This window comes from Diaphorobacter sp. JS3050 (assembly GCF_013154915.1).
Lineage (GTDB): Bacteria > Pseudomonadota > Gammaproteobacteria > Burkholderiales > Burkholderiaceae_C > Diaphorobacter > Diaphorobacter nitroreducens.
In genome coordinates this window covers 2,422,570-2,446,558 of the sequence record NZ_CP053553.1, presented here as the reverse complement: position 1 = coordinate 2,446,558, position 23,989 = coordinate 2,422,570, and the positions used below count along the sequence as shown (strand labels likewise).

22 protein-coding genes are annotated in these 23,989 nt (G+C 66.7%); 10 read left to right on the top strand and 12 right to left on the bottom strand.

Going from position 1 to position 23,989, the window contains the following annotated elements; genetic code table 11:
• The first annotated feature begins 6 nt into the window (after positions 1-6).
• Together HND92_RS11735 and HND92_RS11730 are read left to right on the top strand one after the other, a co-directional pair.
• Positions 7-1,479, top strand: a complete 1,473-nt coding sequence (locus HND92_RS11735) for a short-chain fatty acyl-CoA regulator family protein (RefSeq protein ID WP_172207137.1) — start codon at positions 7-9, stop codon at positions 1,477-1,479.
• A gap of 136 nt (positions 1,480-1,615) precedes the next feature.
• On the top strand, positions 1,616-1,918 hold the full coding sequence (locus tag HND92_RS11730) for a hypothetical protein (RefSeq protein ID WP_011804910.1): 303 nt from the start codon (positions 1,616-1,618) through the stop codon (positions 1,916-1,918).
• A gap of 124 nt (positions 1,919-2,042) precedes the next feature.
• Here the strand turns inward: HND92_RS11730 and HND92_RS11725 are convergent, their stop codons facing one another.
• The 3 genes from HND92_RS11725 to HND92_RS11715 form a co-directional block, all read right to left on the bottom strand.
• Entirely contained in the window at positions 2,043-2,468 is a 426-nt protein-coding gene (locus HND92_RS11725; RefSeq protein ID WP_047351412.1) for an RNA-binding S4 domain-containing protein, read from the bottom strand.
• A 40-nt stretch (positions 2,469-2,508) separates the two neighbouring features.
• A complete protein-coding gene (locus tag HND92_RS11720) occupies positions 2,509-3,912 on the bottom strand; it encodes a sensor histidine kinase (protein ID WP_172207135.1) in 1,404 nt (467 codons plus the stop codon).
• 172 nt (positions 3,913-4,084) lie between these two features.
• Positions 4,085-4,771, bottom strand: a complete 687-nt coding sequence (locus tag HND92_RS11715) for a response regulator (protein WP_047351410.1) — start codon at positions 4,769-4,771, stop codon at positions 4,085-4,087.
• Between the two features lie 147 nt (positions 4,772-4,918).
• Between HND92_RS11715 and HND92_RS11710 the strand changes: the two genes are divergently transcribed.
• The 3 genes from HND92_RS11710 to HND92_RS11700 all read left to right on the top strand — a co-directional run bounded on the left by HND92_RS11710 (position 4,919) and on the right by HND92_RS11700 (position 8,182).
• Positions 4,919-5,878 (top strand): tripartite tricarboxylate transporter substrate binding protein, encoded by a 960-nt coding sequence (locus HND92_RS11710; RefSeq protein WP_011804914.1) that lies wholly within the window; start codon positions 4,919-4,921, stop codon positions 5,876-5,878.
• A gap of 133 nt (positions 5,879-6,011) precedes the next feature.
• Complete coding sequence (locus HND92_RS11705; RefSeq protein ID WP_172207133.1) at positions 6,012-6,563, top strand: tripartite tricarboxylate transporter TctB family protein; 552 nt, start codon at positions 6,012-6,014, stop codon at positions 6,561-6,563.
• 89 nt (positions 6,564-6,652) lie between these two features.
• Positions 6,653-8,182: a tripartite tricarboxylate transporter permease gene (locus tag HND92_RS11700; RefSeq protein WP_011804916.1), complete on the top strand. Its 1,530-nt coding sequence runs from the start codon at positions 6,653-6,655 to the stop codon at positions 8,180-8,182.
• 46 nt (positions 8,183-8,228) lie between these two features.
• On the opposite strand, the gene HND92_RS11695 is transcribed toward HND92_RS11700, so the two are convergent.
• Complete coding sequence (locus tag HND92_RS11695; RefSeq protein WP_231403305.1) at positions 8,229-9,347, bottom strand: IS630 family transposase; 1,119 nt, start codon at positions 9,345-9,347, stop codon at positions 8,229-8,231.
• Positions 9,348-9,480: 133 nt separating this feature from the next.
• On the opposite strand from HND92_RS11695, the gene HND92_RS11690 reads away from it, so the two are divergent.
• Together HND92_RS11690 and HND92_RS11685 are read left to right on the top strand one after the other, a co-directional pair.
• Positions 9,481-10,569 (top strand): IS5-like element ISDisp1 family transposase, encoded by a 1,089-nt coding sequence (locus tag HND92_RS11690; RefSeq protein WP_011803559.1) that lies wholly within the window; start codon positions 9,481-9,483, stop codon positions 10,567-10,569.
• A 166-nt stretch (positions 10,570-10,735) separates the two neighbouring features.
• Positions 10,736-11,632, top strand: a complete 897-nt coding sequence (locus HND92_RS11685; protein WP_172207131.1) for a hypothetical protein — start codon at positions 10,736-10,738, stop codon at positions 11,630-11,632.
• An 87-nt stretch (positions 11,633-11,719) separates the two neighbouring features.
• On the opposite strand, the gene HND92_RS11680 is transcribed toward HND92_RS11685, so the two are convergent.
• The 3 genes from HND92_RS11680 to hemH all read right to left on the bottom strand — a co-directional run bounded on the left by HND92_RS11680 (position 11,720) and on the right by hemH (position 14,487).
• Positions 11,720-12,949: an MBL fold metallo-hydrolase gene (locus HND92_RS11680; RefSeq protein ID WP_172207129.1), complete on the bottom strand. Its 1,230-nt coding sequence runs from the start codon at positions 12,947-12,949 to the stop codon at positions 11,720-11,722.
• Positions 12,950-13,159: 210 nt separating this feature from the next.
• A complete protein-coding gene (locus HND92_RS19600; protein WP_371814905.1) occupies positions 13,160-13,432 on the bottom strand; it encodes a hypothetical protein in 273 nt (90 codons plus the stop codon).
• Positions 13,429-14,487: a ferrochelatase gene (gene hemH, locus HND92_RS11670; RefSeq protein ID WP_253940015.1), complete on the bottom strand. Its 1,059-nt coding sequence runs from the start codon at positions 14,485-14,487 to the stop codon at positions 13,429-13,431. The genes HND92_RS19600 and hemH overlap by 4 nt, the downstream gene beginning before the upstream one ends.
• A gap of 39 nt (positions 14,488-14,526) precedes the next feature.
• Here hemH and HND92_RS11665 point away from each other — a divergent pair, with 39 nt between their 5' ends.
• Entirely contained in the window at positions 14,527-15,219 is a 693-nt protein-coding gene (locus HND92_RS11665) for an HAD family hydrolase (protein ID WP_172207127.1), read from the top strand.
• Positions 15,220-15,231: 12 nt separating this feature from the next.
• Here the strand turns inward: HND92_RS11665 and HND92_RS11660 are convergent, their stop codons facing one another.
• The 3 genes from HND92_RS11660 to HND92_RS11650 all read right to left on the bottom strand — a co-directional run bounded on the left by HND92_RS11660 (position 15,232) and on the right by HND92_RS11650 (position 20,449).
• On the bottom strand, positions 15,232-17,970 hold the full coding sequence (locus tag HND92_RS11660; RefSeq protein WP_172207125.1) for a cation-transporting P-type ATPase: 2,739 nt from the start codon (positions 17,968-17,970) through the stop codon (positions 15,232-15,234).
• A gap of 344 nt (positions 17,971-18,314) precedes the next feature.
• Positions 18,315-19,136: an alpha/beta fold hydrolase gene (locus HND92_RS11655; protein WP_011804926.1), complete on the bottom strand. Its 822-nt coding sequence runs from the start codon at positions 19,134-19,136 to the stop codon at positions 18,315-18,317.
• The gene (locus HND92_RS11650; protein ID WP_011804927.1) at positions 19,136-20,449 is read right to left on the bottom strand and encodes an O-acetylhomoserine aminocarboxypropyltransferase; all 1,314 of its coding nucleotides are present in this window, start codon (positions 20,447-20,449) and stop codon (positions 19,136-19,138) included. The genes HND92_RS11655 and HND92_RS11650 overlap by 1 nt, the downstream gene beginning before the upstream one ends.
• A 98-nt stretch (positions 20,450-20,547) precedes the next feature.
• On the opposite strand from HND92_RS11650, the gene HND92_RS11645 reads away from it, so the two are divergent.
• Positions 20,548-21,003, top strand: coding sequence for a CBS domain-containing protein (locus HND92_RS11645; protein WP_047351400.1), 456 nt, complete (start codon positions 20,548-20,550; stop codon positions 21,001-21,003).
• 93 nt (positions 21,004-21,096) lie between these two features.
• The gene (gene aroC, locus HND92_RS11640) at positions 21,097-22,197 is read left to right on the top strand and encodes a chorismate synthase (RefSeq protein WP_172207123.1); all 1,101 of its coding nucleotides are present in this window, start codon (positions 21,097-21,099) and stop codon (positions 22,195-22,197) included.
• Between the two features lie 76 nt (positions 22,198-22,273).
• Here aroC and nrdR read toward each other — a convergent pair whose 3' ends face one another.
• Positions 22,274-22,723 (bottom strand): transcriptional regulator NrdR, encoded by a 450-nt coding sequence (gene nrdR / locus HND92_RS11635; RefSeq protein ID WP_011804930.1) that lies wholly within the window; start codon positions 22,721-22,723, stop codon positions 22,274-22,276.
• Positions 22,724-22,735: 12 nt separating this feature from the next.
• Complete coding sequence (gene glyA / locus HND92_RS11630) at positions 22,736-23,980, bottom strand: serine hydroxymethyltransferase (protein WP_172207121.1); 1,245 nt, start codon at positions 23,978-23,980, stop codon at positions 22,736-22,738.
• Between the last annotated feature and the right edge of the window lie 9 nt (positions 23,981-23,989).

The following is a 23,989-nucleotide window of genomic DNA, read 5'->3' as shown; positions in this document are numbered from 1 at the left end:
ATTGGAATGAAAAAAACCTTCATGGGTGTGCGCTTGCGCCGCCTGCGCGAGGAGAGGGGCCTGACCCAGGTGGCGCTGGCGCGGGCGCTGGAGATTTCCGCCAGCTACCTGAACCAGATCGAGCAGAACCAGCGCCCGCTGACGGTGCCGGTGCTGCTCAAGATCAACGCCGTGTTCGGCGTGGACGTGCAGCACTTTTCAGAGGGCGACGAGGCGCGCCTGATCGCCGGCCTGCGCGACGTGCTGGCCGACCTGCCGCCCGGCGCGCCGGCCGATGCCGTCTCGCTGGCCGAGGTGCGCGAGCTGGCCGCCAACATGCCCGCCGTGGCGCGCGTGCTGCTGGCGCTGCACCGCGGCCGCGCCGAGGCGCGCGAGCGCCTGGAGGCGCTGGCCGCGCACTACGGCGACGAGCGCGGCGGCGCGGCCAGCACGGCGCAGACCCCGCCCATGGCGTATGAGGAGGTGCGCGACTTCTTCTTCGCGCGCCACAACCACATCGCCGAGCTGGATGACGCTGCCGAGCACCTGGCCGCCCAGTGGCGGCTGGTGCCTGGCGCGGCCGGCGCCGCGCTGCAGGCGCGGCTGGAGCAGGCCCACGGTGTGCGTGTCGCGCTGCTGCAGGGCGGCGACGGCGACGAGGCAGGCGAGGGCGCCGCCGTGCAGCGGCGCTTCGATGCCGCCGCACGCGTGTTGTACCTGTCGCCCACGCTGCAGGGCGCGCAGCGCGCTTTCCAGATGGCGACGCAACTGGCCTTCCTGGAAGTGCCGCACCTGCTGCAGCACAGCGTGCAGGGCGCGGCGCTGTCGGGCGAGGCGGCGCGCACGCTGGCGCGCATCGGCCTGGCCAACTACTTCGCGGGCGCGCTGCTGCTGCCCTACGGCGCCTTCTTGCGGACGGCCGAGGCGCTGCACTACGACATCGAGCGCCTGGGCCAGCACTGGGGCGTGGGCTTCGAGACGGTGTGCCACCGCCTGTCCACCCTGCAGCGCCCCGGCGCGCGCGGCGTGCCGTTCTTCTTCATCCGCGTGGACCGGGCGGGCAACATCAGCAAGCGCCAGTCGGCCACGCACTTTCACTTCAGCAAGATCGGCGGCACCTGCCCGCTGTGGAACGTGTACGAGGCCTTTGCCCAGCCCGGGCGCATCGTGCGGCAGCTGGCGCGCATGCCCGACGGGCGCGTGTACCTGTGGATCGCGCGCACCGTCACGCGCAGCACCGGCGGTTGGGGCGCGCCGGGCAAGACCTTCTCGGTGGCGCTGGGCTGCGACGTGCAGCACGCGGGTCAACTGGTCTACGCGCGCGGGCTGGACCTGGCCGACCCCGAGGCGCCGGTGCCCATCGGCATGGGCTGCAAGGTGTGCGAGCGCACCGCATGCCCGCAGCGCGCGTTTCCGCCGGTGGGCCGGCCGCTGGAGGTGAACGAGGATATGGCGGGCTTTACGCCGTACCGGGTCAGCGGGGCGGCCAAGGGCGCCTGACAGCGCGGGACCAGGCGCCGGCGCAACGCCGTCAGGCCGGCTGTGTCCTACACCGTGATGCGCCCCTGGCGAACCGCCCCGCCGCAGCGGGCGTGTCTACCATGCGTGCATCTTTTTTCGGCAAACGAGGTGGGATGTGAGCCATTGGTACACGCTGCAACTGGGCAACGAACAACAGGCCTTCGAGCCCCTGCGGCAGATTCAACAGGTTTTCATGGCGAGGTTCCTCATGGCGCAGCCCGGCACGGGGCGGGCGCTGTTCTCGCACTTCGATGCGGCCGAGGACCGCGTGGTGCTGTTCTTCTCGCCCGCGGCCGCGGACATTGCCGTGCGCTTTCGCGCATCGCCGTGTGACCGGCCCGCGCAGGACCTGGTGCTGCTGGCGGGAGAGGGTGACGCATGGCATGACGCGGCGCAGGATGAACGCCTGGCGGCCTGATCTTTGGGCATAGCGCTTCGGGCATAGCGCGCACGGCCCGTGTGGGCGCGCTGTGCTTTCGCGTCGTGGGGCTTTGGCGGTTGGCTGCCACAGGCTGCGGCGCTGTGCCCAAGCCATGCCCATCTCAGTCGTCGATGGAGGCGCTCCAGCGGTCGTCCCAGTCATGGCGCAGGTGGTCCATGGAGCGGCGGTCGCGCTTGGTGGGGCGGCCCTCGCGCAGCGCGGCGGCCGGCTCGGGCGCCAGGCGGCGCGCTTCGGCGGCCTGGGCGCGCGCGGCGAGGCTTTCGGGCGTTTCCTCATAGAGCTGCTGCGCCACGGGCGCCGGGCCGCGGAAGTTGCTCAAGGCGCGCACTACGACCGTGCGGGCGACCGCGCCCTGGCGCAGCGCGACGGTGTCGCCCGCGCGCAGTTCACGCGCGGCTTTGGCCGCCTGGCCGTTGACGGTTACGCGGCCTTTGCCGATCTCTTCCACGGCGAGGCTGCGGGTCTTGTAAAAGCGCGCGCACCACAGCCATTTGTCCAGGCGCATTGCATCGGGTGGTGTCGTCATCGGCGTGATTTTGCCTGGGGCGGCGTGCGTGAAAAACGGTTCAGGCGTCGGCCAGTGGCAGCCGCACCACGGCGTCCAGGCCCAGCACGCGGCCGTCCGCCTGGCGATTGGCGAGGGTGATGCTGCCGCCCAGCGCGTGCACGATCTCCTGGCAAATCGCCAGGCCCAGGCCCGAACCCGTGCGCACGTCGCCGGCCGAAAACGGTTGGAACAGCCGCGCCGCCAGTTCGTCGTCGATGCCGGGGCCGGCGTCGGCCAGGGTAAGGACGGCCTCACCGTCCTCGCGGAGCAGCGTGACGGCGAGTTCGGTGCCGGGCGGTGCATGGCGTATGGCGTTGTGCAGCAAGTTGCGGCACAGCTCGCGCAGCATCCACTCGTGCGCGTGGATGGGCGCGGCGTCGGTGGTGATGCCGAAGTCCAGGTCGCCCTGTGCGATCAGCGGCGACAGTTCCAGCGCCATCTCGCGCAGCACTGTGTCCAGCCGCGTCACGGGCACCTCGCCCTGCTGGCGCAACTGCTCCACTTTGGCCAGCGCCAGCATCTGGTTGGCCAGCTGCGTGGCGCGGTCCACGGTGTGGCCGATTTCCTGCAGCGCCTGCGTGGGCGGCAGGTCGCCGCGCAGGGCGGACTGCACCTGCGTCTTGAGCACGGCCAGCGGCGTGCGCAACTGGTGCGACGCGTCGCGCACGAAGCGCTGCTGGTGGGCGAGCAGGCGCGACAGGCGCTGCATGACCGCGTTGGTGGCGTCGATCAGCGGCTGCAACTCGCGCGGCGCGGTGGGGGCGGCAAGGGGGGCCAGGTCGCCTTCGGTACGGGCCTGCAGGTCGCTGCTCAGTTGGCGCACCGGTTGCGTGGCGCGCTGCACCACCAGCACCACGATGCCCGCGATGAGCGCCAGCAGCAGCGCCTGGCGCGCCAGCGTGGTGTGCAGGATCTGCAGGGCCGCCGCTTCGCGCAGCTCCAGTGTTTCCGCCACCTGGATCACGGCCATGCCGCGGCCTTCGCTGCTGGCCACGGGCTGCAGCAGCACGGCCACGCGCACGGGCTGATCGCGAAAACGGTCGTCATAGAAGTCCACGAGCGCCGCATAGGGCGGGCGCTGCGGGATGGTGCCGTGCCAGGCGGGTAGTTCGGCAAAGCCGGAAATCAAGTCGCCGCGCAGGTTGGACACGCGGTAGAACATGCGGCTCTGGTTGTCGGCCTCGAAGGCCTCCAGCGCCGCGTAGGGCACGATGGCGCGCAGCTCGGCCATGTCGTCCCAGCCGCGCACGTCCAGCTGCTCGCTGATGGTCTTGGCCGAAGCCAGCAGCGTGCGGTCATAGGCAGTGTGCAGCGCGGCCAGCGCCTGGCGGTGCAGGCTGTAGGTGTTCACGCCCACGAAGAGCAGCGTGGGCAGCAGGATGCCCACGAGCAATTGGCGGCGCAGCGACTGCGGGCGCGTCATGCCGCCACCCGGCTGCGTTGCGCGTGGTGGGGAGCCTGGCGCACAGGCGCGCCCGCTCCTGTACGGTGGCGGTGGCGCAAACCATGCCAGCGCGCGCCGCGCAGCGGGCCCGGCCGGGCCTGCGGCATCGCCTGCCTGGAGGGGGAAGGCGCGCAGCGACTCACGGGCTGTTTCATGTCTCTGACTTGAGCAGATAGCCCAGGCCGCGCAGCGTCATCAGGGCCACGCCGGTGCCTGCGAGTTTTTTGCGCACGCGGTACACCACCACTTCGATGGCCTCGTACTGCACCTCGCTCTGGCCGGGGAAGACCAGTTCATACAGCCGCTCCTTGGCGACTGCGCGCCCCGGCTGGGCCAGCAGGGTGCGCAGCAGCGCCAACTCGCGCGGGGTGAGGTCCATGGGCGCATCGTGCAGATAGATGGCGCCGCTTTCTTTTTCATAGCGCAGGGCGCCCATCACCAGGGCGTTGGAGGCCTGTTTGTCATCTGCCGCATCGCCGCCGCTGCGGCGCAGCAGGGCGCGCAGCCGGGCCTCCAGCTCGTCCAGGTCAAAAGGTTTGGGCAGGTAGTCGTCGGCCCCCGCGTTCAGGCCCAGCACGCGGTCGCCCACGGTGCCGCGCGCGGTCAGCAGCAGCACAGGGGTGCGCAGGCCGCCGGCGCGTGCCTGTTGCAGTACCTGCAGACCGTCCAGGCCGGGCAGGGTGAGGTCCAGCACCACGGCGTCGGGCGGGTGCGCGCGCCATTCGGCCAGCGCGGCGCGCCCGTCCGCAAGGGCGGTGACGGCCATGCCGCGGCGCGCCAGCGAGCGCTGCAGCGTGGCCTGCATGGTGGCGTCGTCTTCGACGAGAAGCAGTTGCATCCGCGGATTAGAACGCGTTTGCGGCGGGTGGCGGTTGGCGCGCGGATCTCGGTGTTAACCCTGGTGCCGTGGACAGCCGTTTGACAGCTTGCGCGCGCATCATCGCGCCGGTCAGCGTTCCCTTTTTCTAACAAGCAAGGAGACAACATGCGTCGCGATACCTTTCTGAAGTCGCTGGCGGCACTGGCCGCCGCGGGCAGCCTGCCGCTGTCGGCCCAGGCCGCCGTGGCCGTCAAGATGATGCTGCCCGCCAACCCCGGCGGCGGTTGGGACACCACGGGCCGCGCCCTGGGCAAGGCCCTGCAGGATGCGGGCGTGGCCTCCAGCGTGACCTATGACAACAAGGGCGGCGCGGCCGGCGCCATCGGCCTGGCGCAGTTCGTGAACGGCTCCAAGGGCGACCCGAACGCGCTGATGGTGATGGGCGCCGTGATGCTGGGCGGCATCATCACCGGCAAGCCGCCGGTCAACCTGAGCCAGGCCACGCCGATCGCGCGGCTGACCAGCGAATACAACGTCTTCGTGCTGCCCGCCAACTCGCCCTTCAAGAGCATGGCCGAGGTGGTGGCGCAGCTCAAGAAGGACCCCGGCAGCGTGAAGTGGGGCGGCGGCTCGCGCGGCTCCACCGAGCACATCGCGGCGGCCATGATCGCCCGTGAAGTGGGGGTGGACCCGGCGCGCATCAACTACGTGGCTTTCCGTGGGGGCGGGGAGGCGACGGCGGCCATCCTGGGCGGCAACGTCACCGTGGGCGGCAGCGGCTACAGCGAGTTCTCCGAGTACATCGCCGCGGGCAAGATGAAGCCCATCGGCGTGACCTCGGGCCAGCGCCTGAAGGGCGTGAACGTGCCCACGCTCAAGGAGCAGGGCATCAACGTCGAGATCGGCAACTGGCGCGGTGTGTACGGCGCGCCCGGCATCACGGCCGAGCAGCGCAAGGCGCTGGTGGCAATGGTGGAGAAGGCCGTCAAGAGCAAGGCGTGGGCCGAGGCGCTGGAGAAGAACGGCTGGACGCCCGCGTGGCTGGCCGGCGACGACTTCGCCAACTTCGTGGACAGCGAGTTCGCCAGCCTGCGCGCCACCATGGTGAAGTCGGGCATGGTCTAAGCCCGGCGGCGCCGCAGTGTGCTGCGGCGCTCCTCTTTTGAGAGCTGTCAGCGCTTGATGGATAAGCGCTAGGGCCGTTTTTTGTTTGAAACCTGCGCCGCTGCGGTGCGGCGCCTTCCCGGAGGCCGCAGCCATGTCTGAGCTTTCCTCTTCCCCTCCCTCCGTTGCCCCCGCCAGCGCCGTGCCATCGCCCGGCTGGCAGGCCGCCGTGGGCGCCGGCGTCATCCTGGTGGCCGCGGCCATGGCCTGGGGCGCGCTGGAGATCCCCGGCAACGCCGGCTATGGCGGCGTGGGCCCCAACTTCCTGCCGTGGGCCTGCGCCCTGGTGTTGGCCGTGTGTGGCGGCTGGCTGATCTGGGAGGCTGCCACGGGCGGCTACCGCCAGGCGGCCGACCCGGGCGGCGCGCCGCACGCGGCGTGGGGGCCCTTTGCCTGGGTGTCGGCGGGGCTTCTGCTGAATGCGGCGCTGATCGTGGAGCTGGGCTTCATCGTGGGCTGCACGCTGTGCTATGCGCTGGCCGTGCAGGGGCTGCGCCGCGCGGGCGGGCAGACGGGCCTGCTGTCGCCGCGCGTGCTGGCCGTGGATGTGGCGACCGGGCTGGCCATCGCCGCGCCGGTGTTCTGGCTGTTCACGCAGTTCCTGGCGATCAACCTGCCGGGCCTGACCGCCACCGGGTGGCTGTAGGCCGGGCGCGGGAGAGTGCACATGCATGCTGACTTTGGCTGCTTCGATGGCGCCGGCGCAGGCCGCGTTCAAACCGGGGATTGAGTGCTATGGAAATCTTTGACGCATTGCTCGCAGGCTTTGCCACGGCGATCACGCCGGCAAACCTGCTGTGGGCCCTGGTGGGCTGCGCGCTGGGAACGGCCGTGGGTGTGCTGCCGGGCATCGGGCCGGCGGTGGCGGTGGCCATGCTGCTGCCCATCACGGCCAAGGTGGACATGACCGCCTCGATGATCTTCTTCGCGGGCATCTATTACGGCGCCATGTATGGCGGCTCCACGGCGTCCATCCTGCTGAACACGCCGGGCGAGACCGCCAGCATGGTCACGGCCATGGAAGGCAACAAGATGGCCAAGAGCGGGCGCGCGGGCGCGGCGCTGGCCACGTCGGCCATCGGCTCGTTCGTCGCCGGCACCATCGCCACGGTGGTGGTGACGCTGTTCGCGCCGGGCGTGGCCGAGTTCGCGGTCAAGCTCGGCCCGCCCGAGTACTTCATGCTGATGGTGCTGGCCTTCACCACGGTGAGCGCGGTGCTGGGCCAGAGCAGTCTGCGCGGCATGACGGCGCTGTTCCTGGGCCTGGCGCTGGGCTGCGTGGGTATGGACCAGATCTCGGGGGCCGCCCGCTACACCGTGGGCAAGATGGAGCTGCTGGACGGCATCGACATCGTGCTGGTGGCCGTGGGCCTGTTCGCCGTGGCCGAGGTGCTGTATGCGGCGCTGTACGAGGGCCGGGTGGAAGAGTCGCAGAACCAGATGGGCCGTGTGCACATGACGCGGCGCGACTGGCGCCGGTCCATTCCCGCATGGCTGCGCGGTACCGTGATCGGCACGCCCTTCGGCTGCATCCCGGCCGGGGGGACGGAGATTCCCACCTTTCTGAGCTACGCGACCGAAAAGCGTCTGGCCAAGGGCGAGGACAAGGCCGAGTTCGGCACCCGCGGCGCGATCGAGGGGGTTGCGGGCCCCGAGGCGGCCAACAACGCCACGGTGACGGCGGCGCTCATTCCGCTGCTGACACTGGGCATCCCGACCAGCAACACCACGGCTGTGCTGCTGGGGGCCTTCCAGAACTATGGGCTGAACCCCGGCCCGCAGCTGTTCACCACATCGGCCACTCTGGTGTGGGCGCTGATCGCGTCGCTGTACATCGGCAACATCATGCTGCTGGTGCTGAACCTGCCCATGGTGGGGCTGTGGGTGAAGCTGCTGAAGATTCCGCGTCCACAGCTCTACGCCGGCATCCTGATCTTTGCCACGGTGGGCGCCTACGGCATGCGCCAGAGCACGTTCGACCTGTTCCTGCTGTACGGCATCGGCTTGCTGGGCGTGCTGATGCGGCGCTTCGACTTCCCTACGGCGCCCGTGGTGGTGGGCATGATCCTCGGGCCGCTGGCCGAGGCGCAGCTGCGCAACGCGATTTCCATCGGCGAGGGCAGCTGGATGATCTTCCTGCAGCGCCCCATGGCCGTGACGCTGCTGGTGATCGTGCTGGCCGTGCTCATCGTGCCGCGCGTGTTGCGCCGCTGGGCCGAGCGCAACCTGGCCCATGCGCGCCAGAGCGTGGACGATGTGAGTTGATGGAGCGCTGCGCGTCGGCGCTACCAGCGTCGGCGCGCGCGCGGCCCTAGTGTAGTGTTGCATTCTGTTTGGAACTTAATCGGCTATTGGCGCGGATGACCTTTTGCAGGATGTCGCGAGCGTTCTTGGTCCAGATGAACGGCTTGGGGTTGGTGTTGTGATGCGCGATGTACTCATCGATGGCCGAGACGAGTTCGGGCACGCTGGTGAACACCCCGCGGCGTAGCCGGTTCTCGGAGATGTCGCGAAAGAAGCGCTCGACCATGTTCAGCCACGATGCCGAGGTCGGCGTGAAGTGCATGTTGAATCTGGGGTGCTTGGCCAGCCACTCCTGCACAGCTGGATGCTTGTGCGTGGCGTAGTTGTCGGCGATCAGATGCAGCGTCTTGTCCTTGGGCGTCTCCCGATTGATTTGACGCAGGAACTTCAGCCACTCGATGTGGGTGTGGCGCTGCTGGCACTGGCCGATGACCTGACCGTTGAGCACGTTGAGCGCAGCGAACAAGGTGGTTGTGCCGTTGCGCTTGTAGTCGTGCGTCATGGTGGCCGCGCGCCCCTTCTTGAGCGGCAGCCCGGGCTGCGTTCGGTCCAGCGCCTGCACCTGGCTCTTTTCGTCGCAGCACAGCACCAGCGCATGCTCGGGCGGCGACATGTAAAGCCCCACGATGTCTTCGAGCTTTTGCACGAACTGCGGATCGCGCGAGACCTTGAAGCCGCGCACGATGTGAGGCTTGAGACCGTGGGCCTGCCAATGGCGCATCACGGTGCTGGCGCTGACGCCCAACTCAGCGGCCATCGTGCGCGTGCTCCAGTGCGTGGCCGCCTCGGGCTTGGTCTGTGTGGTTAGCTTCACAAGCTTGGCCACATCCACCTTCACCGGCGGTGCGCCGCGCGGCAAGTCGCGCTCGATACCTTGCAGCCCCAATTGCAGGTAGCGTTCACGCCAGCGCGCCACCTGCACGCGCCCAATGCCAAGCTGCTCGGCAATATCCTTGTTTTGCAGCCCCTGCGCGGCCAGCAGCACGATCTGGGCGCGCTGGGCCAATCTGACGCTGGTGCGCTTGGAGCGCGCCAGCCGGCTCAGCTCGCTTTCCTCTTCATCCGTCAACACAATCGTCGGGGCAACTCGCAATTTTTCACTCCAATGCAAACCGTAGTAGAGCATTGGAGCGTGGTTGCTCAATTAAGTTTCATTAAGAATCAAACACTACACTAGCAGGCCGTTGAAAAATCCCCCGCCGACGCCCGCGTTGGCCGCTACGATCTGAAGCCATCGGTGAACGACCCAGACGAGGACGATGAGAGGCAGTCAAGATTTCCAGGGGGCGATGTTCAGCTACATCAGCCTTGAAGAGCGCGTGCCGCAGGCACACCCGCTGCGCAAGTTGCGCGCGGTGGTTGATGCGCTGCTGGCAACCATGAACCGCGAGTTCGAAGCGGTGTACGCCCGCCGTGGCCGCCCATCGGTGCCACCGGAGATGCTGCTCAAGGCCTTGCTGCTGCAGATCCTGTTCTCCATCCGCAGCGAGCGCCAGTTGGTCGAAGCGATCAACTACAACCTGCTGTACCGCTGGTTCGTGGGCCTGAACATCGAAGACAAGGTCTGGGACCACTCCACTTTCAGCGCCAACCGCGAACGTCTGTTCAACGAAGACCTCGCCCGCGCCTTCTTCGAGCGCGTCAAGCTCAGTGCCCAGTGGGGCAAGCTCGCCAGCGACGAGCACTTCAGCGTGGACGGCACGCTCATTGACGCCTGGGCCTCGCACAAGAGCTTCAAGCGCAAAGACGACGACAGCGGCACGCCGCCTGGGCGCAACCCCGAGGTGGACTTCAAGGGGCAGGAGCGCTGCAACGACACCCACGAGAGCACCACGGACGCCGATGCCCGGCTGTTCAAGAAGAGCCAGGGCGACAAATCCCGCCTGTGCCACATGGGGCACATCCTCATGGAGAACCGCAACGGGCTGATCGTGGATGTCGAGATCACCCACGCCAGCGGCACGGCCGAGCGCGAGGCGGCGCTGGCCATGTTGGAGCGTCGGGGCAACAGGAACAAACGGGCCACGGTCGGTGCCGACAAGGGCTACGACAGCAAGGCCTTCATCAAAGGCTGCAGAAAGCTCAAAGTCACGCCCCACGTGGCGGCCAAGGACAAACACTCGGCGGTGGATGCGCGAGTGACACGGCACGAGGGCTACAAGACCAGCCTGAAGGTGCGCAAGCGCATCGAAGAGGCCTTTGGCTGGATCAAGACCGTCGGTGGTCTGGCAAAGACCAAGCTGATCGGTCAGGCCAAGCTCACGGGCCAGGCGCTGCTGTGCTTTGCCACCTACAACCTTGTGCGAATGGGCAGCATCGGCGGCTGGTGGGACGCGCATCATGCGTGAGCCCAGGGATACGTGCGCCCGAAATGGGCGGGAGGGCCTGCAAACCGGCCAGATGGGCCGTTGCAATCGCTGCGCAGACGCGTCTGGGCCACTCGTTTCTTCGAAAACAGCGTCCCTGATGCGTTCGATGCCCACTTTTTCAACGGCCTGTTAAAGGGGCGTGCTAATGTCGCAATTCCAGCGAGGGATCAGTGCTAAGTTTGTGGAACGGCTGAACGCCGAGTACAGGAAGGGAGGATGGTGGCAGACGATTGCCGATGACCGCGATCTGTTCATCGCGATCCGCAAGGACTACATCAATGTCTATCTGAACGGCTCCAGCTTACTTAAGCTGTGGCTGGAAGGCGATGAGTTGGTTGGTGAAACGCATTACAAGTACCTTCTTGTCCCGGAAGCCAGACGCCCCTATGTCAAGGTCGTGGGCGGACAGGTGCTTATCGAATCCCACGCAGACCTCTTCCAGTCAGACCTCTCAAACTTGCAGGCACTGAAGCGGGCTGCCGATGCCTATTCTGGCGGCGAGAAATCTGGGGTACACCAGATCGTAATTGGTAACCCCAACGTTATCGACGTGGAAATCGCCTTTGGTACTGAAAATGAGGGAAAAGGCTGCATCACGGCAAACCGTATTGACTTTGCTGCGCTACGCCAACAGCCTGAAGGTGTGGAGGTCATCTTTTACGAGGCCAAACAGTTTTCAAATAAAGAGCTTAGGGCCTGGGGAGCAGATGTTCCTGTCCTGCAGCAGCTACGCCGCTACGAATCCTTCTTGCGAAGCGAGAAGCTAGCGCTTATCGATTCGTATAGGACGGTCTGCGAAAACCTTATTAACCTAGATGGGGTTAGGGAGCGCTACGCACCAATGCAGAAAGCCATGCGCGAACTGCCCAATTTTGGTATTCAGAGCGAAGTAAGACTTGTTGTCTTTGGCTTCGACAATGACCAGAAGAATGGCGCTAATTGGTCTGGGCATCGGGATAAGCTGAAGTTCGCGTTGGGCGACAAACTGCTCCTCAAAGGCGAGGCTAAAGATTTCACGAACGGCATTACATTTGCGCTTTAAGAGGCCGACTGCAGATGGCAGAGCTGGTGCGAGCATGCCATACGCCGACTGGGCTCTCGCGTGAGTTCTTCCCGTGGTGGGCCACTCTCATACCTCCCACCATTCACCGTCGCGTCGATAAACAACGTTATCGAAAAGGCTGTCGTACTTCTCGGTGGCGAAGCTGTGGATCGGCACCAGGGCTCGCGGGGCTAGTGCTGCGGCAAAGCGCTTCAAATCCTTGGGGCTGGCATGGCCCGACGTGTGGATTTGGCGAATTTCGATGCCTCGCTCTCTCAGCCATTCCTCTGTCGACGCATAGGTGCCTCTCTCAAGGTAGCCAGCCCACTGCGAATAGATGAAGCTGGCCTTGTCAAGGCAACCGGCACCGTCAAGATCAAAGCGCATCAAGGGGCGGAACAGGATGACGGCGCGCGGGCCAATCTCCCGGAGCTGCTCCTGATAGATACGGTTGGTTGAGTGCTGCTTAAGTAATGGGAACCACTCGTTCTTTTTCACCTGCTTCGCCTGGAGCTTAGGCAGGTAAAGGTGGATTCCAGGCCAGTCGGACTGGGGGATGTTTCTGTTGCCTGTGGCGGCGAGAATTGCTGCCGTATAAAGATCGATCACCAGCGGTCGACCTGTGCGCTTGCAGGCACGGTACAGTGTGACAACGCGGTCGATGTTCTGCGCCGAGGTGTGAAACATCGTCATACCTTGGCAGACCTTGAAGTGTGCGGCGATTTCCGTTTCAAGGTCGCTTTCGCTCGGAAAGATGCTGTCGTCGTCGAGCCGAGACAATGAGGAGCCTTCCATAAAAAGCACATCAAGGTTTCGGGGCGGATTCGCGACCAGTTGCTCAAACAGCTTTGCCTTGCGGCCGTGGGCACGGAAGTCTCCGCTATAAAACAGCCGCTTCCCTTCGGCCTCGATCAACAACGAATACGCATCGTAGGCCGAGTGATCCACCAGATAGGGGGTGATCCTGAAAGCCCCGATGTCGATGGGCTTGCCATGCTCCAGCTCTGGCCCGTCCAGTGGCGGCAACGGTTGGCCGGTGAAGGGCGCAGCGGCCTGCACGATGCGCCGTGCGGCTCCGCCCATTACGACCGGAGTCTTGCCCGACAAATGGTGTAGCAAGCCATAGTGGTCGATGTGCGGGTGGGTGATAACAATGGCCAGCAGATCGTCGCCGGCGATTTCAGGCACCAGGCGGCTATCAGCGGCGTCACCATCGAGTGGTAGGCCAAAGTCCAGGGCAATTCTGTCGCCGCCCGCGGCCAGCTCGATGCACGTCCCGCCAATTTCTTTTGTTCCCCGATGGATGCGGACTTTCATTCACGACTCCTTGCTTGCGACGATTGCTATTATTAGATGAGCAAGCGACAAGGTGTGTCGCTTGCATACGCAAGCGTTATTCGTGAGCCAAAGAGAGAACCTTGGATCCATTGCAGCGATAGGGGGCCGTGCTTTGCATGATTCCCGCTATCCGACAGGTATCGATACCGGAAAAATTCGGACTGACTTGGAGCAACTTGGTAAATCGGGTCAGCGCAGCCTTCCAATCCCGGATGGGCATGGTCCACTTCTGACCGATGTTGCGCAGGGCCAGATAGAACTGCCGACCTCGCCCAGCACGAACAGGTGGTAGTCGGGCTGTTGCATGGTCAGCCCGAACCGGGCCGCATCGAACGCGCGCTGCTGGCCGATCCACGGCAGGGGCTCGGCCAGCAGCGCGCGCGTGTCGTCAAAGCCCAGGCTCTCGGGGCGGATGCTCAGGCGCAGCTGGCCGGGTGCGAGTGCCGTGCAGGGCGCGCTCATGGCTGGCTCCAGCCCGCCAGGTGCTGTTGTGCGATGCGGCTCAAGGCGGTGATCCAGGCGGGGTTGTCGTTCAGGCAGGGGATGTAGCGGAAGTCCTGGCCGCCTGCGTGCAGGAAGGCCTCGCGTGCCTCCTGGTTGATCTCCTCCAGCGTTTCCAGGCAGTCACTGGTGAAGCCTGGGCACATCACGTCCACGCGGCGCGTGCCGCCCTGTGCCAGCGCCACCAGCGAGGGTTCGGTGTAGGGCTCCAGCCAGCGGGCCTTGCCAAAGCGCGACTGGAAGGTCAGCAGGTACCGGTCTTCGCCCAGCCCCAGCGCCTGCGCGAGCAGCCGGGCCGTGGTGCGGCATTGCTCCGCGTAGGGGTCGCCCAATCGCACATTGCGTTCGGGAATGCCGTGAAAGCTCATCACCAGCTTGTCCGCCGGGCCGCCCTCGCGCTGCCAGTGCGCGCGCACCGACTGGGCCAGCGCGGCAATGTAGTCCGGGTGGTCGTGGTAGTCGTTCACGAAGCGCAGCTCGGGAAAGCAACGCGAGCGGCGCACCCACGCGGCCACGTCGTCGAACACGCTGGCGGTGGTCGTGGCCGAGTACTGCGGGTACAGCGGCAGCACCAGCGCGCGGCGCACGCCGGCGTCCTGCAGCACCTGCAGTTGCGCACCAACGGCCGGCTGACCGTAGCGCATGGCGGGCAGTACCCGCACCGGCTGGCCGGCCTCGCCCAGCCAGCCGCGCAGCATCACCGCCTGCTTGGCCGTCCATACGGCGAGCGGGGAGCCTTCTTCCGTCCAGATGCTGGCGTACTTGGCGGCCGACTTGGCCGGCCGCGTGCGCAGGATGATCCCGTACAGCAGAGGCAGCCACAGCGCCCGCGGAATTTCCACCACCCGCGGGTCGCCCAGGAACTGCGCCAGATAGCGGCGCAGCTCCGGTGCGGTGGGGGCGTCTGGCGTGCCCAGGTTGCACAGCAGAATGGCGGTGCTTTCGCGTGCTGCGGCGGTCTGGATCGAAGAGGCTGAGGCCGTCTGGGCGGCATGGTGAGAAGGCGAGGCGGGCATGCGGTGATTGTGGCAAATGCCGGGCGGTATGCTCGGGCCATGCTCGATATTTCCCGCATCCGCGCCATCACTCTTGACCTGGATGACACCCTATGGCCTATCTGGCCCACCATTGCGCGGGCTGAGAAGGTGCTGATCGAGTGGCTGCTCACGGTGGCGCCCGGCGCCTCGGCGCTGCTGGCGTCGCCCGATACGTCCCGCATGCTCCGTGCGCAGGTGGCGTCCGCCCATGCGCACCTGTCGCACGACCTGACGGTGCTGCGCCGCGAGACCATCCGCGCAGCGCTGCGCCAGGCGGGCGAGGACGAGTCGCTCACGGACCAGGGGTTCGACGTGTTCTTCGCCGAGCGCCAGCGGGTGGAGCTGTTCGACGATGCGATAGCGGCGCTGGAATTCCTCTCGGCGCGCCACCCAGTGGTGGCGCTGTCCAATGGCAATGCGGACCTGCAGGCCATCGGCATCGGACGGTACTTTCGCGCCAGCATCAGCGCCCGCGAGTTCGGGATTGCCAAGCCCGACCCCCGCATCTTCCACGAGGCGGCGCGGGTGCTGGACCTGCCGCCCGCGGCCGTGCTGCACATAGGCGACGATGCCACGCTGGATGCGCATGGCGCGCTGGGCGCCGGCATGCAGGCGGCCTGGCTCAATCGGGGCGATGCAGTCTGGCCGCACGCGGTGGCGCCTCCTGCCACCGTGCGCGACCTGGCCGCGCTGTGCCGTCTGCTGGGGTAGGCGTGGTCCGTGTCAGCGATGGGCGCGGCGTGCGCGCCAGCGCCGCAGAGCCGCCTTCTCCAGTTCGGCCAGCGTGAAGACGGCCAGCCCGGCCAGCAGGACGCGCGACCATTCCTGCACAGACAGGTCCGTGGAGCCGAACACGGCCTGCATCCAGGGCAGGTGCACGAAGCCCAGTTGCAGCAGCGCACAGAGGGCGATGGTCAGCGGCACCTTGGGATTGCCCAGCAGGCCCTCGCGCGACAGCACGCTGCGCTCGATGTGCCGGCTGTTGAGCAGGTAGAACATCTCCATCACCACCACCGCGCTGACAGCCATGGTGCGCGCGGTTTCGATCGCAGCGCCGTTGGACAGCTCCCACAGGAACAGCCCGAGCGAAGCCGCCGCCATGCAAACCGCCACCATGAGCACACGCCACGCGAACAGGCCGGACAGCAGCTTTTCCTGCGGAGGCCGGGGAGGGCGGCGCATGACGTCGTCCTCCGCAGGCTCGAATGCCAGCGCCACGCCCAGCGTGCTGGACGTGACCAGATTGATCCACAGCACCTGCGCCGCGGTGAGCGGCAGCAGCAGGCCGAATGCGATGGCGGCAAACACGATCAGCGCCTCGCCCCCGTTGGTGGGCAGCATGAACAGGATGAACTTGCGCACGTTGTCGTAGATGCCCCGGCCCTCGCGCACCGCTTGGCCCAGCGTGGCGAAGTTGTCGTCGGTCAGCACCATGGCGGCCGCGTCCTTGGCGGCCTCGGTACCGTTCCTGCCCATCGCGACACCCACGTCGGCGCGCTTGAGTGCTGGCGCGTCGTTCACGCCATCGCCCGTCATGGCCACGACTTCACCGCGGGACTGCAGGGCTTGCACCAGGCGCAGCTTGTGTTCGGGACTGGCACGGGCGAACACGTCCACGCTGGCCACCACGTCGCGCAAGGCGGCGTCGTCCAGCAGCTCGATCTCGGCGCCCGTGAGTGCGGGGCGGCCCAGGCCGATGCCCAGCTGCGCGCCAATCGCACGTGCGGTTTCGCCGTGGTCGCCGGTGATCATCTTCACGCGTACGCCCGCTGCCTGGCATTCGGCCACCGCGGCCACGGCCTCGGGGCGCGGCGGGTCCATGCTGCCCAGCAGCCCGAGCAGCGTGAAGCCACCCTCCATGTCGGCGAACTGCAGCGCGTGCTGCTGCGCCGGCACGCGCTTGATGGCGATCGCCAGCACGCGCAGCGCCCGCGCCGCGCAGTCGTTGGCCGCGCGGCGCCAGTAGTCGTGCTGCAGCGGGGCATCGGTGCCCGCGCCATCGGCGGGCCACTGGCGCTGTGCGTTGCACATGTCCAGCACACGCTCGGGGGCTCCTTTCACCAGGATCACCGCATGCCCCGCGTGGTCGTGGTGCAGTGTGGCCATGAAGCGGTGCTCGGACTCGAACGGTATGGCGTCGATGCGCGGCTGGCGGGCATGCAGCGCCGTTGCGTCCAGCCCCGCCTTGAGCGCCAGGGTGACGAGCGCGCCCTCCGTCGGGTCGCCCGTCAGGCTCCAGCCCTGGGGACCGTCGTGCAGCGCGGCGTCGTTGCACAGCAGCGCCACCTGGGCCACGGACTGCAGGGCAGGGTGTTCTTGCGCAGTGATGGGCACGCCCCCGATGAGGAAGCCCCCCTGCGGCGCATAGCCGCTGCCGGTCACCTCTATGACATGGTCGGCGGTCACCACGCGCTGCACGGTCATCTCGTTGCAAGTGAGGGTGCCGGTCTTGTCGGAGCAAATCACCGTGACGGCTCCCAGCGTTTCCACTGCCGGCAGGTGGCGGATGATGGCGTTGTGCTGCGCCATGCGCCGCACGCCCATGGCCAGGGTGATGGTCATGATGGCGGGCAGCCCCTCGGGGATGGCCGAGGCCGCCAGCGCCACGGCCATCATGAACATGTCCGCGGGTGCCTGAGCGCGCCAGAGCACGCCGATGGCGAACGTGGCGAGCACGAACAGCCCGATGGCCAGCGCCAGCCAGCGGCTGAACTGCGCGATCTGCCGCAGCAGCGGCGTGGTGCTCGCCTGCACCTGGGCCAATAGCGTGCTGATGCGCCCCAGTTCACTGTTCGTGCCCGTGGCCACCACGGTGCCCAAAGCGGTGCCCGCGGCCACCAGCGTGCCGGAGTAGAGCATGCTGCGGCGGTCGCCCAAAGCGGCGTCGGCTGCCACGGCGGTTTCGTCCTTGTCGCAGGGCACGGACTCGCCCGTCAGCACGGCCTCGTCGGCGCGCAGGCTGCGGGCCGTGAGGATGCGCAGGTCCGCAGGCACCTTGTCGCCGGACGCGAGGATGACGATGTCGCCCGGCACGAGCTGGTCGGCGGCCACCAGTTGGCGCTCTCCCCCGCGCAGCACCGTGGCCTGCTGCGAGAGCATGTGGCGTATCGCGTCCAGCGCCGACTCGGCCTTGCCCTCCTGCAAGAAACCGATGATGGCGTTGACGATCACGGCCCCCAACAGCACCCCGGTGTCGATCCAGTGCGCCAGTGCCGCGGTGACCGCTGCGGCAGCGAGCATCACGTAGATCAGCACGTTGTGGAATTGCTGCAGCAGGCGCAGCCAGGCCGGTCGGCGCGGCGGCGCGGGCAGGCGGTTGGGGCCGAAGCGTGCCAGGCGCCGCGCCACCTCGGCATGCGCCAGGCCGTGGCGGTCGTCGGTTTGCAGCCGTCGCAGCGCTTCGCCAGCGGACAGCGCATGCCACGGGGTGCCGCGGGCATCGGTGGATGGAGGCAGGTGCATGCAGGGCGGGCGCCGGACGACGCGACTGGTCGGGTGAACCCAGTCTAGGTCCGCAGGCGCGGACCGTGCCAATGTCCCAGTGCCAGGCCGGGGAAAGTGGCCGCTATTGGCCTTCGATTGCTATTTAAACAATAGCTGACTGCGCTTGCTGGTTGGGCATTTGATGCTGTTTTTGATATGCATCACGTGGCCGTAAATGGTCGCCGCGGGCAAGCAGGGGCCAGTGTTTCGCATGTGGCAGGGGAAGTCATCCCCCTCTGCCGAGGCGGCGGCGCCCGTCATCCATTGGGCAGGGGAGCGCTGCAGGGGATGCCCTGCACCGCCGGCCCTGCAGTGCAACGATCTCAGGCGGGGATGCGTCTTGCCAGGAAGTCGCGGATGGCGAACAGCGTTGCGTCCGGTGCTTCGGTCATCTGGTGGTGGCCCACCGGCAGATGGACGATCTGCACGTCCTTGCCCGCGGATCGCGCGGCCTGGATCAACCCCTGCGCGGCCTTGGGCGCGGTCATCTGGTCTTGTGTGCCCAAGGCGAACAGCACGGGGCACTGCACCGCTGCGATGGCCTGCTCGCCATGGGAGTAGCTGTCGCAGGCGACGAAGCCGCGGTGGAACACATTGACCTGCGGGTTGCTGCGCAGCACCTTGCGGCCCAGCGCCATGCCCGCGCCGTACACCCAGAAGCCCGCGCCTGAGGGGGGCGAGAGGGTGCTGCGCGAGAACACGTTGACCATGCGCAGCGCCTGCTCGGGGTCGGTCTGCGATGCCTCGATGAGCGCGGGCGACACCTTCATCGGATAGGCCGTACCCACCAGCACCAGATGGCTCACGCGCCCGCCCAGGCGTGCGGCGGCCTCCAGCGCGATCAACGAGCCCCAGCTATGGCCCACCAGCGCGGCGCGCTGGATGGACAGCGCGTCGAGCAGGGCGCCCACGAAGTCGGCCGCCTGCTCCACGCTTGCAGGGGCATCGCCCGCGCTTTTGCTGTGGCCGGGCAGGTCGACGGCCAGCACGTTCCAGCCATGGTTGGCCATGTAGCGGCTTTGCAGCGCCCAGACGCTGTGGTCATTGAGTACGCCGTGGATGAACACCACGGTGGGCTTGGCGGCATCGAAGGGCTTGCCGCCGGTGTAGCAGTAGGTCTGTGCGCCGTTGACTTGCACGTACATCACGCACCTGCCTTTCCCGCTTGCTTCTCCGCAGCCTTGAGTGCCCGCTTGAGGTCGTCGATCAGGTCGTCGGCATCTTCCAGCCCGATCGACAGGCGGATCGTGCCCTGGCTGATGCCGCCCGCGGCGAGCGCTTCGTCGCTCATGCGGAAGTGCGTGGTGGAGGCGGGGTGGATCACCAGGCTGCGGCAGTCACCCACATTGGCCAGGTGGCTGAAGAGCTTGAGCGTCTCAATAAACGTCTTGCCCTGCTCGCGGTTGCCCTTGAGGTCGAAGCTGAACACCGAGCCCGCGCCGCGCGGCAGCAGGCGCTGCGCTAGCTGGTGGCTGGGGTGGGACGCGAGCAGCGGGTGGCCCACGCGCTCGACGAACGGGTGGCTGGCCAGGAACTGCACCACCTTCTCGGTATTGCGCATGTGGCGTTCCATGCGCAGCGGCAGGGTCTCGATGCCCTGCAGGATCAGCCAGGCGGTGTGCGGGCTCATGCAGGCGCCGAAGTCGCGCAGGCCCTCGCGGCGCGCGCGCAGCAGGAAGGCGCCCACGGTGCTCTCCTCGGTGAACACCATGTTGTGAAAGCCGTCGTAGGGCTGGGTCAACTCCGGGAAGCGGCCGGAGCCTTCCCAGTCGAAGCTGCCGCCATCGACCACGATGCCGCCGATCACCGTGCCGTGGCCAGAGAGGAACTTGGTGGCCGAGTGGTACACCAGGTCCGCGCCATGCTCGAAGGGCTTGATGAGCCACGGCGAGGTGAGGGTGGAGTCCACCAGCAGGGGCACGCCAGCTTCATGCGCAATGTCCGCGACCGTGGGGATGTCCAACACCTCCAGCCCGGGGTTGCCTACGGTTTCGCCAAAGAACAGCTTGGTGTTGGGGCGGATGGCGGCGCGCCAGCCGTCGATGTCGCCGGGCTTCACGAAGGTGGTGTCAATGCCGAAGCGGCGCAGCGTGTAGTGCAGCAGGTTCTGGCTGCCGCCATACAGCGCCGTGCTGGCCACGATGTGGCTGCCTGCGCCCATCAATGTGGCAATCGCCAGGTGCAGCGCGGCCTGCCCGCTGGCCACGGCAATCGCCCCCACGCCGCCCTCCAGCGCTGCCACGCGCTGCTCCAGCACCGCGTTGGTGGGGTTGCTCAGGCGGCTGTACACATGGCCCGGGCGCTCCAGGTTGAACAGGGCCGCCGCATGATCGCTCGACTCGAAGACGAACGAGGTGCTCAGGTGGATCGGCACGGCGCGCGCACCTGTGGCGGGGTCCGGCTGCGCGCCGGCGTGCAGGGCCAGCGTGTCGAAGCCGGGGTCGGAATATCCGGGCATTCATGTCTCCAAAGTGGTGAATTTGTGCGCCATTGTGGGCTATATTTATTCGCTATCGGGCTGCATGCAGCGCCTGCAGAACCCTTCGGAGACTCCCCATGAAAGTCAGCGACATCCTGCGCCTCAAAGGCAACACCCTCTACACCGTGCATCCCGACGAGCCGCTGGCCCGCGCCGTGGATGCCATGGCCGAGAAGGACATCGGCTCGCTGGTCGTGATGGAACATGGCGACCTGGTGGGCATGCTCACCTTCCGCGAGGTGATCCAGGCGCTGACGAAAAATGGTGGCGGCGTGGGCACCATGCTGGTGCGTACCGCCATGGACGACGCGCCGCTGACCTGCACGCTGGAGACCGACATGGACGAGGTGCGCCGCATGATGCTGGGCCGCCACGCGCGCTACATGCCCGTGATGGACAAGCGCATGCTGATGGGCGTGGTCAGCTTCTACGACGTGGCCAAGGCCGTGGTGGACAGCCAGAATTTCGAGAACAAGCTGCTCAAGGCCTACATCCGCGACTGGCCGCAGGAAGAATCGCGGCCGGCCAACTGATTTGGTGATCAAAATAGCTGCCAGCGCTTGTCAATCAAGCGCTGGCAGCTATTTTTTTGGTAGTAACAGTGGCTCGGGGATAATCGCACCCCTATGAGCGGCAACACACTCGGTACCCTTTTTTGCGTCACCAACTTTGGTGAATCCCATGGCCCCGCCATCGGCTGCGTGATCGACGGCTGTCCGCCCGGCATGGAACTGTCCGAGGCCGACATTCAGGCCGACCTGGACCGCCGCCGCCCCGGCACCAGCCGCCATGTGACGCAGCGCAACGAGCCGGATGCGGTGGAAATCCTCTCGGGCGTATATGAGGGCAAGACCACCGGCACGCCCATCGCGCTGCTGATCCGCAACACCGACCAGCGCAGCAAGGACTACGGCAACATCGCGCAGAGCTTCCGCCCGGGGCATGCCGACTATGCCTACTGGCACAAGTACGGCCTGCGCGACCCGCGCGGTGGCGGCCGCTCGTCTGCGCGCCTCACGGCACCCACCGTAGCCGCCGGCGCGGTGGCCAAGAAATGGCTGGCCGAGAAATACGGCACCCGCTTTCGTGCCTGCATGACCCAACTGGGCGAACTGCCCATCCCGTTCGAGAGCTGGGAGCATGTGCCGCACAACCCCTTCTTCGCACCGGTGGCCGACGTGCAGGCCTACGAGGACTACATGGACGCGCTGCGCAAGTCCGGCGACTCCTGCGGCGCGCGCATTCGTGTGCAAGCTACCGGTGTGCCCGTGGGACTGGGCGAGCCGCTGTACGACAAGCTGGACGCCGACATCGCCCATGTGATGATGGGCCTGAACGCCGTGAAGGGTGTGGAGATCGGTGCCGGCTTTGCCAGCGTGGCGCAGCGCGGTACCACGCACGGCGATTCGCTCACGCCCACGGGCTTCGCCAGCAACAACGCGGGTGGCGTGCTGGGCGGCATCAGCACCGGGCAGGACATCGAGGTGTCGCTGGCCATCAAGCCCACCAGTTCCATCATCAGCCCACGCGAGTCCATCGACATCCACGGCCAGAGTACCGAGGTGATCACGAAGGGGCGCCACGACCCCTGCGTGGGCATCCGCGCCGCGCCGATCGCCGAGGCGTTGCTCGCATTGGTCATCATGGACCATGCGCTGCGCCACCGTGCGCAATGCGGCGACGTGGTGCAGGCCGTGGCTCCGATTCCGGCAGTCCGCCAGGGGTGATGGTCAAAAACGGCTGTAGCGCCCGCCCAGTGGGCGCTGTCAGCTATCAATAGAAGAGCAATGGGAGAGCAGCGGCTTACTTGCGGACTTCGTCCACCAGCGCACGGAACTCGTCGATGTCCTCGAAGCTGCGGTACACGCTGGCGTAGCGCACATAGGCCACCTTGTCGAGCTTCTTCAACTCGCGCATGACCAGCTCGCCGATGCGGCTGGACAGAATCTCGCGCTGCCCCAGGTTGAGCAGCTTTTCCTCGATGCGCTCGATGGCCGAGTCGATCTGCACTGTGCTCACCGGTCGCTTGCGCAGCGCCAGCTTGAACGATCCCAGCAGTTTCTCGCGGTCGTATTCGACGCGGCGGCCGTCCTTCTTGACGACCGTGGGGAAGTTGACTTCCGGTCGTTCGTAGGTCGTGAAGCGCTTGTCGCAGGCGCCGCACTGGCGCCTGCGGCGGATGAAGTCCCCGTCCTCGGAGACGCGGGTCTCGACGACCTGGGTCTCCTGATGGCTGCAAAAGGGACACTTCATCGCGGCGGTCGATCAGCGATAGACCGGGAAGCGGCTGGTCAGCGCGTGCACCTTGGCGCGCACGGCTTCCAGGTTCGCCTCGTCATGCGGATTGTCCAGCACGTCGGCCAGCAGGTTGGCCGTGAGGCGCGTTTCCTCTTCCTTGAAACCCCGTGTCGTGATGGCGGGCGTGCCCACGCGAATGCCGCTGGTGACCATCGGCTTTTCGGGATCGTTGGGGATCGCGTTCTTGTTGATCGTGATATGGGCCTTGCCCAGGGCTGCCTCGGCCTCCTTGCCGGTGATGCCCTTGGCGCGAAGGTCCACCAGCATCACGTGGCTTTCGGTGCGACCGCTCACGATGCGCAGTCCGCGCTGGATCAGCGTTTCCGCGAACACCTTGGCGTTCTTGGTCACCTGCTGCTGATACTGCTTGAACTCGGGCGACAGGGCTTCCTTGAAGGCCACGGCCTTGGCGGCGATGACGTGCTCCAGCGGGCCGCCCTGCAGGCCGGGGAAGATGGCGCTGTTGATGGCCTTCTCGTGCTCGGCCTTCATCAGAATGATGCCGCCGCGTGGGCCGCGCAGGCTCTTGTGCGTGGTGGAGGTCACCACGTCCGCAAACGGCACCGGGTTGGGGTACTCGCCCGCGACGACCAGGCCGGCATAGTGGGCAATGTCCACCCAGAAGATGGCGCCGACTTCCTTGGCGATCTTCGCGAAGCGCTCGAAGTCGATGCGCAGGGCGTAGGCGGAGGCGCCGGCGATGATCAGCTTGGGCTTGTGCTCGCGGGCCTTGGCTTCCAGCGCGTCGTAGTCGATCTCTTCCTTGTCGTTCAGTCCGTAGGAGATTACGTTGAACCACTTGCCGCTCATGTTCAGCGGCATGCCGTGCGTGAGGTGGCCGCCCTCGGCCAGGCTCATGCCCAGAATGGTGTCGCCGGGCTTCAGGAAGGCCATCAGCACAGCCTGGTTGGCCTGCGAACCCGAGTTGGGCTGCACATTGGCCGCTTCGGCGCCGAAGAGTTGCTTGATGCGGTCGATGGCCAACTGCTCGATCACGTCCACGTTCTCGCAGCCGCCGTAGTAGCGCTTGCCAGGGTAGCCTTCGGCGTACTTGTTGGTGAGCTGCGAGCCCTGAGCGGCCATCACGGCGGGCGAGGCGTAGTTCTCGCTGGCGATCAGCTCGATGTGCTCTTCCTGGCGGCGGTCTTCGGCCTGGATGGCGGCCCACACCTCGGGATCGGTTTGTTCGACAAGAATATTGCGTTGGTACATGGCAGTCCG

Coding starts and splice junctions, on each gene's coding strand:
- HND92_RS11735 (WP_172207137.1), top strand. CDS start 7: ATGAAAAAAACCTTCATGGGTGTGCGCTTGCGCCGCCTGCGCGAGGAG.
- HND92_RS11725 (WP_047351412.1), bottom strand. CDS start 2,468: ATGACGACACCACCCGATGCAATGCGCCTGGACAAATGGCTGTGGTGC.
- HND92_RS11720 (WP_172207135.1), bottom strand. CDS start 3,912: ATGACGCGCCCGCAGTCGCTGCGCCGCCAATTGCTCGTGGGCATCCTG.
- HND92_RS11715 (WP_047351410.1), bottom strand. CDS start 4,771: ATGCAACTGCTTCTCGTCGAAGACGACGCCACCATGCAGGCCACGCTG.
- HND92_RS11710 (WP_011804914.1), top strand. CDS start 4,919: ATGCGTCGCGATACCTTTCTGAAGTCGCTGGCGGCACTGGCCGCCGCG.
- HND92_RS11705 (WP_172207133.1), top strand. CDS start 6,012: ATGTCTGAGCTTTCCTCTTCCCCTCCCTCCGTTGCCCCCGCCAGCGCC.
- HND92_RS11700 (WP_011804916.1), top strand. CDS start 6,653: ATGGAAATCTTTGACGCATTGCTCGCAGGCTTTGCCACGGCGATCACG.
- HND92_RS11695 (WP_231403305.1), bottom strand. CDS start 9,347: ATGCTCTACTACGGTTTGCATTGGAGTGAAAAATTGCGAGTTGCCCCG.
- HND92_RS11690 (WP_011803559.1), top strand. CDS start 9,481: ATGAGAGGCAGTCAAGATTTCCAGGGGGCGATGTTCAGCTACATCAGC.
- HND92_RS11685 (WP_172207131.1), top strand. CDS start 10,736: ATGTCGCAATTCCAGCGAGGGATCAGTGCTAAGTTTGTGGAACGGCTG.
- HND92_RS11680 (WP_172207129.1), bottom strand. CDS start 12,949: ATGAAAGTCCGCATCCATCGGGGAACAAAAGAAATTGGCGGGACGTGC.
- HND92_RS19600 (WP_371814905.1), bottom strand. CDS start 13,432: ATGAGCGCGCCCTGCACGGCACTCGCACCCGGCCAGCTGCGCCTGAGC.
- hemH (WP_253940015.1), bottom strand. CDS start 14,487: ATGCCCGCCTCGCCTTCTCACCATGCCGCCCAGACGGCCTCAGCCTCT.
- HND92_RS11665 (WP_172207127.1), top strand. CDS start 14,527: ATGCTCGATATTTCCCGCATCCGCGCCATCACTCTTGACCTGGATGAC.
- HND92_RS11660 (WP_172207125.1), bottom strand. CDS start 17,970: ATGCACCTGCCTCCATCCACCGATGCCCGCGGCACCCCGTGGCATGCG.
- HND92_RS11655 (WP_011804926.1), bottom strand. CDS start 19,136: ATGTACGTGCAAGTCAACGGCGCACAGACCTACTGCTACACCGGCGGC.
- HND92_RS11650 (WP_011804927.1), bottom strand. CDS start 20,449: ATGCCCGGATATTCCGACCCCGGCTTCGACACGCTGGCCCTGCACGCC.
- HND92_RS11645 (WP_047351400.1), top strand. CDS start 20,548: ATGAAAGTCAGCGACATCCTGCGCCTCAAAGGCAACACCCTCTACACC.
- aroC (WP_172207123.1), top strand. CDS start 21,097: ATGAGCGGCAACACACTCGGTACCCTTTTTTGCGTCACCAACTTTGGT.
- nrdR (WP_011804930.1), bottom strand. CDS start 22,723: ATGAAGTGTCCCTTTTGCAGCCATCAGGAGACCCAGGTCGTCGAGACC.
- glyA (WP_172207121.1), bottom strand. CDS start 23,980: ATGTACCAACGCAATATTCTTGTCGAACAAACCGATCCCGAGGTGTGG.